Origin of the sequence: Mesorhizobium sp. M0618 (assembly GCF_040320765.1) — a bacterium.
Classification (GTDB): Bacteria; Pseudomonadota; Alphaproteobacteria; order Rhizobiales; family Rhizobiaceae; genus Mesorhizobium.
In genome coordinates, this window is record NZ_JAMYQH010000002.1 from 266,241 (window position 1) to 279,054 (window position 12,814).

Sequence of the window (12,814 nt, forward strand, 5' to 3'; positions counted from 1 at the left end):
TGCCCCTCGTAGCCTTAAGGAAATCTCCGGCTCCTACCTCCCGCCAAGCTGTTGTGCGAGCATGAAGCCCGACGCCGCACCGGTGCCGGCGCCCGGCCATGTAGCGGCTCCGGTGAGGTGCAGATGCGCCACCGGCGTGTTCCAGCCGGCATAGCCGCGCGCCGGGCGGAATAAAAAGTTCTGCGCCAGATGATGGCTGCCGCAGACCTGGTCGCCACCGACGAGGTTCGGGTTCTCGCGCTCGAGATCGATGGGCGAGAAGACGGCGCGGTCGAGGATCTTGTTGCGCAGGCCGGGCGCATAGGTCTCGATGATGTCGAGCACACGCTCGGCATAGGTTTCCTTCACCTTGTCCCAATGGTCCGGTGCGATCTTGCCGGCGGCATCGCCCAGGATTTCGGCGGGCAACATGCGCACTTGCACCCACAGCACATGCTTTCCCTCAGGCGCTCGCGAGGGGTCGATCGCCGTCGGCTGGCCGACGACCAGCACCGGCTCGTCCGGCAGCATGCCCGCCATTGCCTGCTGATAGGTGCGCGACATGGCTTCGAGCGAGGGCGACAGATGCACATAGGCGAACTGCCGAAGCTCCGCTCCGGCACGCCAGTCCGGCAGATCGTCGAGCGCCAGATGGATCATCATCGTGCCCGGCGCGTGGCGGAACTTTTGCATCGCCGTGTCGAAGCCGGCGTTACCCGAACCATTGGGCAGCAGCTTGCCGGTCAGCGCCTTGGGCGCGACGCTGGCAATGACCGCTTTGGTGGCGGTATGCGTCTCGCCCGAAGCGAGCCGCACGCCGGTCGCCTTGCCGGCGGAAACCGTGATCTCGGCCACTTCGGCATCGGTGACGACCTTGCCGCCGGCGGAGGTCACCATGCCCGAGATGGCCCGGATGATGGTGTCGGCGCCGCCCTTGCCCAGCACCATGCCGAAACTCTGGTTGGCCATCGATTCCAGATAGGGGAACACGGCGCCGCCGGCGATGTCGGGTGCGAAGTCGAGATGCATGCCCCAGGTGGCGAGCGTTGCCCTGATATGCGGCGACTCGAAATTCTCCTCCAGCCAGGCGCGGGGCGAGGACAACAGCAGGCGGCCCGTATCGAGCGCCCCAGACATGCCCTTCTTGCGCCACAGGTTCCACGCCGTGCCGGCAAGCGCGCGGGCGCTCATCGGCGAACCCAGCAGCCGGAACAGATGTTCGGCCTCCGCCGGGAAGGCGGCGACCAGCCTGCGCCATGTCGTGGCGTCAGTGGCGGAGAAGGCGGCCATGCGCGCAGTGGTCTTTTCCATATCGTTGCTGACGCCGAACCAGCGTCCGTCCGGGAACGCGCTGGCAAAACAGTCGGCAACGGGCGCGAACTCCAGCCCCTGCGCTTTCAATTCATTTGCATATTTCCGGTGGAAGGCCGAGCCGGCGAACAGGCTCAGATTCATCGCGCCGAAATCGTGGCGGAAGCCGGGAAGGGTGAATTCGCGCGTCTGGACGGCGCCGCCGATCGCTGCGTTACGCTCGAAAATCCCGGTTTTCCAGCCTTTGAGCGCCAAATGCGCGGCGCATGCCAGACTGTTGTGGCCCGCCCCGACAAAGATGGCGTCGAACTCGCTCACGCCTCGTCCCCATTTCCTTTATGCTTAAAGATAATTGCAGATGCATATGTTTTCGTCTAGTAGGATATTAAGGGCCGAGACGAGCCTTGATCATCACACGAAAGAGGGAACTTCAGACCATGGACACGCAAAAACTCCTCGGCGAGGTCGCCGGCCAGCTTCTTTCAGGAGCCATCAAGGTGGTCGACCTGTCGGCGCCGCTCGGGCCGGACACGCCGTTGATCAAGCTGCCGCCGGAACTCGCCGTCGACACGCCGAAGGTCGAGATCCACAACATTTCCCGTTACGACAAGAACGGTCCGTGGTGGGCCTGGAACTGGCTGAAGCTCGGCGAGCATTCGGGCACGCATTTCGACGCACCGCAGCATTGGATCTCCGGCAAGGATTATCCGGACGGCGCCACCGACACCATTCCGGCGCAGAATTTCGTCGGCCCGGTCAATGTCATCGACTGTTCGAAGGAAGCCGCCGCCGACCACGATTTCCTGCTCACCGTCGACCACATCAAGGCCTGGGAAGCCGAGCATGGCGCGATCAATGCCGGCGAATGGGTGGTGATGCGGACCGACTGGTACAAGCGCAACGGCTCGGAAGCCGAGTTCCTCAACGCCAACGAGACCGGCCCGCACACGCCCGGCCCGACGGCCGAAGCCATCCAGTTCCTGATCAGCAAGGACATCAAGGGCTGGGGCTCGGAGACGATCGGCACCGATGCCGGCAAGGCCGGCGGCATGGAGCCGCCATTCCCGGCGCACACGCTGATGCACAAGGCCAACCGCTACGGTCTCGCCAGCCTCTGCAACCTCGACCAGCTGCCGCCGAAGGGCGCCATCCTGATCGCGGCGCCGCTCAAGATCGAACATGGCACCGGCAGCCCGATCCGCGCGCTGGCGCTGGTGTCGAAGGGCTAAGCGAAAGCGTTTGCCGTGACCCAGCCGGATCACATCATCGTCGGCAGCGGCATCAACGCGCTGGTCTGCGCGGCGATGCTCGGCGGCAAAGGGGCGCGTGTGCTCGTCCTGGAGCGCAACGACCGCATTGGCGGTTGCATGCGCACCGAGGAGATCACCGCGCCCGGCTTCATCCATGATGTGATGGCGACGACCTTCGTGCTGTTCATCACCTCGCCGGCCTTTGCGGCGCTGGGCGCCGACCTTGCACGGCACGGGCTGGAGTTCTGCCACACGGGCACGCCGACCGGCGTGCTGCGGCCGGACGGCAGCCATGCCGTGCTCAGCACCGACCGTGCCGCCAACGTCGCGGCCCTCAATGCGATCGCGGCAGGCGACGGTGACCGGCACGCGGATGATGTCGGCGGCATCGAGCGCAATGCCGGCCTGCTGTTCGGCCTGCTCGGCGGCAGCTTGTGGTCCTATCCGACCGCCAGGCTGCTGGCCGGCGATGCCTGGCGCCGTGGCCCGCGTGGCCTTGCCGCCTTTCTCGGCGAGGCACTGGTGCCGGCGCGCGGCTGGCTGGAAAGCACCTACCAGTCCGAAACCATTCGCGCGCTGTGGGCGCCCTGGGTGCTGCATGCCGGGCTCGGCCCCGAAGACGCCTTTTCCGGCCAGATCGCCAGGGTTATCGCCTTCGCGCTTGAGGCGGCGGGCGCGCCGATCGTCAAGGGCGGGGCAAAAAACCTGCTGGCGGCCTTCGAGGCTTTGATCCGGGAACGCGGCGGCGACATCCGCACCGGCGCCGACGTCACTTCGATCGTTCAAAGCAATGGCCGGGCAAGCGGCGTGCGGCTGGCCTCGGGCGAGACAATCACGGCCAACAAGGGCGTCATCTGCTCGGTTACACCGACGCAGCTCTATGGCAGGCTGCTTGGCGCGGATGCACCCAAAGCCGATGTTGAGGCGACGCAAAAGTACCGTTATGGGAAAGGCAATTTCCAGATCCACTACGCCTTGGACAAACCGCCCGCATGGCGGGGCGAAGGCCTGGACAAGGTGGCGCTGCTGCATCTGACGCCGGGACTGGATGGCGTCTCGAAAGCCTGCAACGAGGCGGCGCGCGGCATGCTGCCGGAGGTGCCGACCATCTGTGCCGGCCAGCCGCATGCGCTCGATCCGTCGCGCTGCCCCGAAGGCAAGGCGATCCTGTGGCTGCAACTGCCCGAGGCGCCTCGCCACATCAAGGGTGACGCAGCCGGCAAGCTGCAGGCACCTGCAGACGGGCAGTGGACCGTTGCGCTACGCGAAGCCTATGCCGATCGCGCCGAGGCCATCCTCGCCGGCCATATCGAGGGCTTCAAGGCCAGCGTGATCGCGCGCCGTGCCTATTCGCCGGCCGATCTCGAGGCGATGAACATCAACCTGGTCGGTGGCGACCCCTATGGCGGTTCCTCGACCATCGACCAGTCGTTCCTGTGGCGGCCGTTCAAGAGCAGCCGCAACCATCAGACCGGCATCAAGGGCCTCTACCATATCGGCGCCTCGACCCACCCGGGGGCCGGCCTTGGCGGCGGTTCCGGCTTTCTCCTTGCGGGGAGGCTGTGATGGAAGAGAAGGTCACCGAGAAGCGCCAGCGCATTTCGACCCTGGGGCAGATCGGCCTGCAGCAATTCGCGCCCTATCTGATGAACCGCATCATGGGCCGCTACAACGCCACCTTGCGCGACGATTTCCGCAAGCAGGGCCTGACCATTCCGCAGGTGCGCACGCTGGCCGTGCTGTCGGTCACCGACGGCATCACCGTCAACGACCTCTCGGTCTATACGGTCATCGAGCAGTCGACCTTGAGCCGGACGCTCGACTCGCTGGAGGGCCAGGGCCTGGTACGACGCGAACAGGGCGTCACCGACAGCCGCATCCGCCACGTGTTCCTGACCGACGACGGCCGCGCCGAGTTCGCGCGCGCCTGGCCGGCCATGCATGACGCGTTCGAGGCGATGTTCGACGATATCGACGACGCCGAATATTCCGCACTTATCGCCACGCTTTTGAAGATGCTGAAGAACATTCGCAAGCACGACATCTAGACCTACGCGTCGCCAGCCTCGGGCGGTACCGGAAGGAGAAAAAAATGGCCGAACGCTCTTTTGCCAAGGAAGTCGAGAAGCTTCGGCTGGGTGGCGGCGAGGAATTTGCCGGCGAAGGCATCCTCGCCATCACTAAAGCGCTGCTGCAATGCGGCGTCGGCTATGTCGGCGGCTACCAGGGCGCGCCGATCAGCCATCTGATGGACGTGCTGGCCGACGCACAGGACATTCTGGGCGAACTCGGCGTGCACTTCGAAGCCAGCGCTTCCGAAGCCACCGCCACCGCCATGCTGGCCGCCTCGGTGCATTACCCGATCCGCGGTGCGGCGACCTTCAAGTCGACGGTCGGCACCAATGTCGCCTCCGACGCGCTGGCCAACCTCGCCTCCGGCGGCGTCACCGGCGGCGCGCTGATCATCGTCGGCGAGGACTATGGCGAAGGCTCCTCGATCATGCAGGAGCGCAGCCATGCCTTCGCCATGAAAAGTCAGGTCTGGCTGCTCGACCCGCGCCCCAACCTGCCGTCGATTGTCAAGGCGGTGGAGGACGGTTTCGAACTGTCGGAGATTTCCAACACGCCGGTCATGCTGCAGGTTCGCATCCGCTGCTGCCACGTGCATGGCCATTTCATCGCCAAGGACAACAAGCGGCCGCCGATGACGGTCGCCGATGCGCTCGACGCGCCCCGCCGCGACACCGGCCGCATCGTGCTGCCGCCCGCTTCCTTCCTGCATGAGAAGGAGAAGGTGCAGAAGCGCTGGCCGGCGGCGGTCGATTTCATCCGCAAGAACAAGATCAACGAATTCTTCGGGTCGGATCATGGCTCGGTCGGCATCGTCATGCAGGGCGGCATGTACAATTCGGTCATCCGCGCGCTGCAGCGGCTCGGCCTCGCCGATATTTATGGCGACACCGATGTGCCGCTTTATGTGCTCAACGCCGTCTATCCCTTGATCGATGACGAGTTCCTGTCGTTCTGCGAGGGCAAGCAGTCGGTGCTGGTCGTCGAGGAGGGCCAGCCCAACTATATCGAGCAGGCCTTCGCTTCGATGCTGCACAAGGCCGGTCGCGGCACCAGGCTGGTCGGCAAGGAGCATTTGCCGATGGCCGGCGAATACACCGGCCAGGTCATGATGGACGGCATCGGCGCCTTCCTGCGCGCCGAGGCGCCTCATCTGCTGCCGGGCGAGGTGCGTGCCCCCAACAAGGTCGGCGACGGCGTCGATGCCGCCGACCTGATCAACGTCGTGCCGGGCCGTCCGCCGGGCTTCTGCATCGGCTGCCCGGAGCGGCCGATCTTTGCCGCGACAAAACTGGTCGAGCAGGAACTTGGCAAGCACCACATCGCCTCCGACATAGGCTGCCATCTGTTCTCGATCATGCCGCCTTTCGAACTCGGCGCCACCACCATGGGCTACGGTCTGGGACCGGCCTCGGCCTCTGCGTTCAATTCACCCGATGCCAAGCGCCGCTCCATCTCCTTCGTCGGCGATGGCGGCTTCTGGCACAACGGCCTGACCTCCTCGATCGGCAATGCGGTGTTCAACAAGAACGACGGCGTGATCGTCATCGTCGACAATTTCTATTCGGCGGCCACCGGCGGGCAGGACATTCTGTCGTCCCGCGCCGGCAACAAGACTAAGTCGACCAAGCATCCGATCACCGAGGCGGTGAAAGGCATGGGCGTCAAATGGCTGCGCCATGTCGACCGCACCTATGACGTCACCAAGATGCAGGACACGCTGCGCGAGGCGCTGACGACGGACGAGAAGGGGCCGAAGGTCATCGTCGCCTCGTCCGAATGCATGCTCAACCGGCAGCGCCGCGAAAAGCCATTGGTCGACAAGGCGATCAAGGGTGGCGAGCGTGTGGTGAAACCGAAGTTCGGCGTCGATGAGGACATCTGCACCGGCGACCATGCCTGCATGCGGCTGTCCGGCTGTCCCTCGCTGTCGGTGAAGTCGCTCGACGATCCGCTGCGCGACGATCCGGTCGCGCATATCGACCAGAGCTGCGTCGGCTGCGGCAATTGCGGCGAGGTCGCCGATGCGGCGGTGCTGTGCCCATCCTTCTATCGCGCCGACGTCGTACACAATCCGAGCCGCTGGGATCGCTTCCTGGAAGCCGCGCGCCGTGCCACCATCAGCCTGTTGCAGCGACGCCGCGAAAGCCGGCGCCTGACCTTCGCCGATGCTTGACGCTGTCCCGCCATTTCGCGCCCGCGCCGGCGCTCAGGATAGCGAGCGTGTCATCAAGCTCGCCGTGCTGGCGGTCGGCGGCCAAGGCGGTGGCGTGCTCGCCGACTGGATCACCGATGTCGCCGAGCGCAACGGCTTTGTTGCGCAATCGACCTCGGTCGCCGGCGTCGCCCAGCGTACCGGCGCCACCATTTACTATGTGGAGATGGCCCGCGACACCGGCCGGCTGCCGGTCTTCGCGCTGTCGCCGTCGCAGGGCGACGTCGACATCCTGATCGCCGCCGAATTGATGGAAGCCGGCCGTGCCATCATTCGCGGCTTCGTCACGCCCGAGCGGACCACGCTGATCGCCTCCTCGCACCGCATCGCCGCCGTGTCGGAAAAGATCGAGCCGGGCGATGGCCGGGCCTCGTCCTCCAAGGTTCATGCGACGGCGGAAGCAGCATCGAAGCGCTTCATCGCTTTCGACATGGAAAAGATCGCCGCCGACAATGGTTCGATGATCTCGGCCAGCCTGCTTGGCGCGCTGGCGGGGTCCGATGCGCTGCCCTTCACCCGCGAGAGCTACGAACAGGCGATCGGTGCCGGCGGCCGGGGCGTCAAGGCCAGCCTCGCTGCCTTCGGCGCTGCGTTTGACCGCGCGCGCGGCACGGCAGCACCGGCGCCGAAGCCGGCCGAGCCCGCGATAGTCGAATCTGCCCTGGGCACAGGACAGGTGAGTGGCCCGCAAAACCTGCTGCAGGGCTGGCAGACCTTGGCTGCCCGCATCGACCTGTTGCCGGTGGCCGTACGCGACATGGCACTTCGGGGCTTGAGAAAGGTCGTCGACTATCAGGACATCGCTTACGGGCGCGAGTATCTCGACTGGCTGGACCAGGCCGTCGCGCTGGACGGGCCGAACCGCGGCTATGGCCTGTCCATCGCTGCCGCAAAGCATCTGGCCAACGCCCTATGCTACGACGACATGATCCGCGTTGCCGATCTCAAGACGCGCTCGACGCGTGACAAACGCGTGCGCCGCGAGATCGGCGTCAAGGACGGCTCGATCCTGCAGGTCACCGAATATTTCCATCCGCGCATCGAGGAGTTCTGCGGCACGCTGCCGGCGGGACTGGGCAGCTACATCGAAAGCCGGCCGAAGCTCGCCGCCTTTCTCGACCGCCGCATCAATCATGGCCGCCGCATCCGCACCGACAGTTTTGCCGGCTTTGCAGCACTGTGGTTCATCGGCGGCCTGCGCCGTTGGCGCCGTAGTCTGCTGCGCCACAAGGTCGAGGTCGCGCATCTTGATCGCTGGTACGCGCTGGCGCTCGACCATGTGCCTAGGGATTATGCGCTGGCGGTCGAAATCCTCAACTGCCGCCGCCTGATCAAGGGCTACAGCGACACCCATGTCCGTGCGCAATCGAAATTCGACCGGGTGCTGTCGGCGCTCGATCTGGTCAAGGGCCGCACGGACGCCGCCGACTGGATCCGCCGCCTGCGCGAGATGGCGCTGAAAGACGAGAAGGGCGACATGCTGGATGGTGCGCTGAAGACGGTGGCGACGCTGGGACCGGATAAAATCGACTGAATATCTAGCGGGCGTCTACCGATTGGAGCGGCGCCAGCGAACGCAACGGCACCGCCTCCGGGAACAGATGCAGCAGCCCTGAATCGACGCGCCGGCGCAGATGCGCGTCCACTTCTGCCCTGTCCTTGCAGCCATGGAACCTGCCGCCGCAATGGTCGCGCAGGCGCACGAGATCGGCCATGACAGGCGACATCGGCAGGCCCGCCGCGTCGAGCAGGCTTGCACTGAGGAAGCCGACGTCGAGCGGCGCCAGGTCAGGCATCGGATGGCGCAAAGGATGGTTGAAGGTGGTGAGCGTGTAGAAGGTGCGGTAGGCAAGCGAGCCAGGGGTCGCCAAGGCGTCGTCCCCGGCGATCGCGTCGACGAACGGCTTGGTCGCCGACGACTGGTGATCGCCGAACTCGAGCACCACGGCGCCGCGTTCACCGGCATCCGCTTCCCTCTTGTCGAGGAAATGCTGGAAATCGCCGCGCGCTACCGCCATCCGGCGCAGATACTCATTGGCCTGGAAATCGCCCGAGAAAGGCTCGCCCTCGACCTTCAACTCGGGCTCCATCCGCCCCTCATAGGGGGAGTGCGGAAACATGGTCTGGATTTCGAGGAACAGCGGCCGGCCGTCTTCCTTGCGGTGCCTGGCGATGAATGCCTCGGCCGCCTGGTAATAAAAGATATCGCGCAGGTGGTAGAAGGGCGCGGCGATGTCCTTGATGTCGAGCACGGTCTCGAAACCGATCGATTTCAGGAACGGCCCTTCATTGACGAACGAAAAGTCCATGGGCGTCATCACGACAGTTCGATAGCCGCAGCGCGCCAGCACCTCCGGCAAGGCGCCGGCGACCTTGTCCTGCAGGGTGATGGTCAGATAGGGGCTTCGCCAGCCGAAATCGGTGGCCGACAGGCCGGTCATCAGCGACAGATTGGTGATCCAGGTGCCGCCGCCAAATGTCTCGACCTGCATCGGATGCGGCGTGCCGGCCCCCGGTGCGAACCTCTGCAGGAATCCCGCGCCATTGCCGACCTGCGGAAAATAGCCGGGATCGGATTGGCTTTCGCTGAGCACGAAAAAGACGTCGGGAAGATCAGCCCGGTCGCCGCAATCGACCGTGTCGGCAAAAGGCTGCTGCGGCGCGACGGCTTGCAGCCGCTTTTCGAAGCCCGATTCAACAACGAGGTTGTGCAAATCCAGCAGCGAGACGAAGAAGGCCGACATGTGCCGGCCCTGCATGTAGTAGAAATAGCGGTCCTTCGAGGCCTCGGCCGGAAAGGTCAGCGGCACCAGGACGACGAGCGCCGACATCACCAGAACGCGTGCCGACACCGACCAGCCGATTTTTCGATCGATCCGGAACAGAAGGATCGCAGCCCCGATGCCGAGCACCAGGGCAACAACGACCGGCGCGATCAGATGGAGGTAGGAGCCGAGCAGGAAGCGGTACACTTCCGGATCCTTCGACACGAAGACCGTGTCGTAGAAGTGCAGCGAAAACCCCTTCATCCTGAATTTAATCGCTGACACCACTGTGATGAAAGCGATGCCCATCCAGGCGAGATAGACGGAAAAGACAAGGCGCCCCGAAGCCAGGAAGAGAAGTCCGGCAAGGGCAGCCACCAGCGCCAGCTAGAACGGCACCGACAGCCATTCGTGCTCGGCCCGTCCGGCGGCGAAGACACCGGCTAGGCTGACCACGACCAGCGTCAGCGGATGACAGAGCACCCGCCCAAGGATTTGAAGCTGAGCCACAGATTTTCCCATGAATATGCCTGAGCATAGTTTCGGGAAACTCTTCGATTATTTGCGGGCTGAGAACAAATCTATAGTGAATTTAACCTTAATTCCGGGGATCGCGCTGTCCGCAACGGCGGGACCAGGTTTCACAAGCGCCTGGCCCTACCGTGCTTCGATCAGTAGTGGTGCCAGCGATGCCAGCGATGGTGCGGATGCCAGACGTGGACCGGAGCGTGCCAGTAATGGTAGCGCGGGCGCACGATGACGACGCCGCTCGGCACGCAACGTCCCCATCTGTTCGGATGCCAGCCGATGCCGCAGCCCCAGCGGACATGCTCGACCGATGCCTGGGCGGCCGGCTGGGCAACGGACACGATGGGCATTGCGCTGGACGCGGTGGCTGTCACGACCGTTCCGCTGAGGGCCAGCATAGCGGCTGCTGCGTAGTTTTTCAGGCGACTCATAATTGGACTCCGAGTGCTTTCGAGTTTGAAGATGGCCGCCCTGCATGGTGCGATCGGGCAGGCTTGTCCCTTCGCATCGTTAAACGGCGTCTCCGGCCTTTTCCGTCGATCGTCATGGCGATTTTTTCGGCGCAACGGCGGCGCGGCGTTCCATATGGCGCAGCAATGCCTGTGCCAGCACGCTCCGGTTTTCGTGTGACGTGTTCGCCGCGAAGTCGACAATGGCCTGTTCAAGCCGGCTGCGGACCGTCACATCGGCATTGCGTGCCCGCTCCAGCGCGGCGGACAAGGCGGCCTTGTCCATGACAGGCTGCTGCAACAGGTCCGCTGCCTCCTGCCTCGCCTGCTGGCCATCGAGAATGATCTGCCGAGACTCCACGCGAACCTGGCGCAACGCCAGGCGGAACGCCTTGCGGTCCTGGTTGGGAAGCTGTCGGCCAGCCGATTCCAGCGAGACACCCGCGCCCGCTTTGGCATTTCTCAGCCAGACCGCACCGCCGGCAAATGCGCCTGCAAGAAAGACGTTCAGCACCACGGAAGCAATGACCAGACCACGGATCCAGCGCGGGCTCATAGGCTTTCCTCACCGTTCTCGGCATCCGGGCCGGCATCGCCAAACGCCGTCACATTGGCATCCAGCACATAATGGTCCGGCTGGACCTCCGGCGTGACGATGGTCACCAGGGCCAGTCCTGCCACGGCACCGGCCAGACCAATGCCGGCAAGTCCAAGTCCCAGCCACCAGAACCACTGACGCCGGCGCTGGACGAGGTGCCGGCCGGCAGCCTGCAGAATGCTGCTGTGCAGTGCCTTGTCCGGGGCGTCGACGCGGTAGCTGTCGAGCAGCGCGTCAAGTGTCCCGGCCTGCCTCAAGATGGCCTTGCCCGCGCCGCTCGCGGCAAAGGCCGTGCCGGCCATTCGCCCAGCCTCGGGCCATCGCCGCAAGTCGCCGCCATAGGCCTGGGCCAAGGCGGCGAAGCGGCTGGCATCCATTGCGGGTTCGTTTCTGGACCCTTCAGCCATGTGTCTCCTCCTTGCCGGTCGGCGCCGAGCGCCAGGCGGCACCAGCAAGGCGCAATGGCCGTAGTGCGTTGGTGCTTGCCCGGTACTTACTCATCGGCGCCATCCCCCGTCAGGATCGCCTGCAGCGACCGCCGGCCGCGCGCAAGCAGGCTCTCCAGGGCATCGACGCTGACCTGCAAGGTCGCTGCCGCCTCGATATTGGACATCTCCTGATAGTAGACCAGAACGATCGCTTCGCGCTGGCGCGGCGCTATGGCTTGCAGTGCCCGTTCGACCCGAAGCGCGTCCTCTTGGCGAGGGGCGTCGGGAAGTACCGCAGGGTCGACCACGTCCGGCAGGTCGCCGGTCACCCACTCGCGCCTGCGACGCAGCCGGTCGTAGCAAAGGTTGAGCGTCACCCGGTGGATCCAGCTGTCGAAGCGCGCATTGCCGCGCCGCCAGCTCGCGGCATGGCGCCAGATCCGCACGAAGGTTTCCTGCGCGACATCCTCGGCCTCCGCCGCATCGCCGAGCATGCGCACGGCAAGCGCCAGTATACGTGGCAGCTTGCGCGCGACGAGCGTTTGCACGGCTGCGGGCTCGCCGGCGCCAACACGGCGAACCAGCTCCTCGTCCGGATCCGCAGCCATCAGTCTGCGCACTCCCGATGTTCATCGCGCGTCATTGCCTCTTGGTCATTGTTCCTGCTTGGGAGCGGTTTTGTGGCCCGGCAGTTCGTCGGCCGTTAAAATGCCGTCGGCATTCTTGTCCAGCCGGGCGAAGCGCCTGGCGAAGAATGCATCGAGTTCGGCGCGATCGATGAAGCCGTCATGGTTGGAATCGATCCGCGCGAAGGATTTGGCGGCGTCGCCTTTGGCGTTGCGCTTCGTCTGAAAGGCCTCCCACTCCAGCAGGCTGATCTTGCCGTCGCCGTCGGTATCGGCCGCCATAATCGCCTTTTCGCGCCGCTTCTGGAATTTGGCCAGCGTGATGTCGGACCTGGTCCCCGAAGCGCCTGGCGCGGCAAGTGGCGCGGCCGTTGGCGGTGCAGGCGGCGTCGCTGCCTGGGCGAAAGCCGCAACGGTCTGCAAACTCAAGGCAACGACTGATATCGAACGACTGATCATGTTGTGCGTCTCCAGGTTGGCGCGACGCAGACGGCTTGTGCCGCCATCGCGCTTCAACCGTTAAACGCCGCGACCCGGAAAATCCGTCGGTCGCGCGTGCTGATCCGTTCATGCCCGGACAACAGAGGGTGCCCAT

General features: G+C 64.8%; 13 protein-coding genes. 5 read left to right on the forward strand and 8 right to left on the reverse strand.

What is annotated here, in order from left to right; all coding sequences use genetic code 11:
- Positions 1–33 precede the first annotated feature (33 nt).
- A complete protein-coding gene (locus tag NKJ04_RS03375) occupies positions 34–1,608 on the reverse strand; it encodes a phytoene desaturase family protein (RefSeq protein ID WP_352673515.1) in 1,575 nt (524 codons plus the stop codon).
- Positions 1,609–1,727: 119 nt separating this feature from the next.
- Between NKJ04_RS03375 and NKJ04_RS03380 the strand changes: the two genes are divergently transcribed.
- The 5 genes from NKJ04_RS03380 to NKJ04_RS03400 are packed head-to-tail and all read left to right on the forward strand — an operon-like array spanning position 1,728 to position 8,359.
- Positions 1,728–2,519 carry a cyclase family protein gene (locus NKJ04_RS03380; RefSeq protein WP_256745904.1) on the forward strand — a complete coding sequence of 264 codons (792 nt, stop codon included), beginning with the start codon at positions 1,728–1,730 and terminating at the stop codon, positions 2,517–2,519.
- Between the two features lie 15 nt (positions 2,520–2,534).
- Positions 2,535–4,106 (forward strand): phytoene desaturase family protein, encoded by a 1,572-nt coding sequence (locus tag NKJ04_RS03385; protein WP_352673517.1) that lies wholly within the window; start codon positions 2,535–2,537, stop codon positions 4,104–4,106.
- Positions 4,106–4,588, forward strand: coding sequence for a MarR family winged helix-turn-helix transcriptional regulator (locus NKJ04_RS03390; protein WP_023811464.1), 483 nt, complete (start codon positions 4,106–4,108; stop codon positions 4,586–4,588). Before NKJ04_RS03385 ends, NKJ04_RS03390 begins: the two co-directional genes overlap by 1 nt.
- A 44-nt stretch (positions 4,589–4,632) precedes the next feature.
- On the forward strand, positions 4,633–6,786 hold the full coding sequence (locus NKJ04_RS03395; protein ID WP_352673518.1) for a thiamine pyrophosphate-dependent enzyme: 2,154 nt from the start codon (positions 4,633–4,635) through the stop codon (positions 6,784–6,786).
- Positions 6,779–8,359, forward strand: coding sequence for an indolepyruvate oxidoreductase subunit beta family protein (locus tag NKJ04_RS03400; RefSeq protein WP_352673520.1), 1,581 nt, complete (start codon positions 6,779–6,781; stop codon positions 8,357–8,359). Before NKJ04_RS03395 ends, NKJ04_RS03400 begins: the two co-directional genes overlap by 8 nt.
- Before the next feature lie 4 nt (positions 8,360–8,363).
- On the opposite strand, the gene NKJ04_RS03405 is transcribed toward NKJ04_RS03400, so the two are convergent.
- The 7 genes from NKJ04_RS03405 to NKJ04_RS03435 all read right to left on the reverse strand — a co-directional run bounded on the left by NKJ04_RS03405 (position 8,364) and on the right by NKJ04_RS03435 (position 12,678).
- Positions 8,364–9,968 (reverse strand): sulfatase-like hydrolase/transferase, encoded by a 1,605-nt coding sequence (locus NKJ04_RS03405; RefSeq protein WP_352673521.1) that lies wholly within the window; start codon positions 9,966–9,968, stop codon positions 8,364–8,366.
- A gap of 9 nt (positions 9,969–9,977) precedes the next feature.
- Positions 9,978–10,100 (reverse strand): hypothetical protein, encoded by a 123-nt coding sequence (locus NKJ04_RS03410; RefSeq protein WP_352673522.1) that lies wholly within the window; start codon positions 10,098–10,100, stop codon positions 9,978–9,980.
- A 161-nt stretch (positions 10,101–10,261) separates the two neighbouring features.
- Complete coding sequence (locus tag NKJ04_RS03415) at positions 10,262–10,549, reverse strand: GCG_CRPN prefix-to-repeats domain-containing protein (RefSeq protein WP_023811460.1); 288 nt, start codon at positions 10,547–10,549, stop codon at positions 10,262–10,264.
- 112 nt (positions 10,550–10,661) lie between these two features.
- Positions 10,662–11,123 carry a periplasmic heavy metal sensor gene (locus NKJ04_RS03420; RefSeq protein ID WP_023811459.1) on the reverse strand — a complete coding sequence of 154 codons (462 nt, stop codon included), beginning with the start codon at positions 11,121–11,123 and terminating at the stop codon, positions 10,662–10,664.
- Entirely contained in the window at positions 11,120–11,572 is a 453-nt protein-coding gene (locus NKJ04_RS03425; protein WP_352673524.1) for a hypothetical protein, read from the reverse strand. The genes NKJ04_RS03420 and NKJ04_RS03425 overlap by 4 nt, the downstream gene beginning before the upstream one ends.
- 86 nt (positions 11,573–11,658) lie before the next feature.
- Positions 11,659–12,201 (reverse strand): RNA polymerase sigma factor, encoded by a 543-nt coding sequence (locus NKJ04_RS03430; protein ID WP_352673525.1) that lies wholly within the window; start codon positions 12,199–12,201, stop codon positions 11,659–11,661.
- Positions 12,202–12,246: 45 nt separating this feature from the next.
- Positions 12,247–12,678: an EF-hand domain-containing protein gene (locus tag NKJ04_RS03435; protein ID WP_023811456.1), complete on the reverse strand. Its 432-nt coding sequence runs from the start codon at positions 12,676–12,678 to the stop codon at positions 12,247–12,249.
- Positions 12,679–12,814 lie beyond the last annotated feature (136 nt).

Coding starts and splice junctions, on each gene's coding strand:
- NKJ04_RS03380 (WP_256745904.1), top strand. CDS start 1,728: ATGGACACGCAAAAACTCCTCGGCGAGGTCGCCGGCCAGCTTCTTTCA.
- NKJ04_RS03390 (WP_023811464.1), top strand. CDS start 4,106: ATGGAAGAGAAGGTCACCGAGAAGCGCCAGCGCATTTCGACCCTGGGG.
- NKJ04_RS03395 (WP_352673518.1), top strand. CDS start 4,633: ATGGCCGAACGCTCTTTTGCCAAGGAAGTCGAGAAGCTTCGGCTGGGT.
- NKJ04_RS03400 (WP_352673520.1), top strand. CDS start 6,779: ATGCTTGACGCTGTCCCGCCATTTCGCGCCCGCGCCGGCGCTCAGGAT.
- NKJ04_RS03415 (WP_023811460.1), bottom strand. CDS start 10,549: ATGAGTCGCCTGAAAAACTACGCAGCAGCCGCTATGCTGGCCCTCAGC.
- NKJ04_RS03420 (WP_023811459.1), bottom strand. CDS start 11,123: ATGAGCCCGCGCTGGATCCGTGGTCTGGTCATTGCTTCCGTGGTGCTG.
- NKJ04_RS03425 (WP_352673524.1), bottom strand. CDS start 11,572: ATGGCTGAAGGGTCCAGAAACGAACCCGCAATGGATGCCAGCCGCTTC.
- NKJ04_RS03430 (WP_352673525.1), bottom strand. CDS start 12,201: ATGGCTGCGGATCCGGACGAGGAGCTGGTTCGCCGTGTTGGCGCCGGC.
- NKJ04_RS03435 (WP_023811456.1), bottom strand. CDS start 12,678: ATGATCAGTCGTTCGATATCAGTCGTTGCCTTGAGTTTGCAGACCGTT.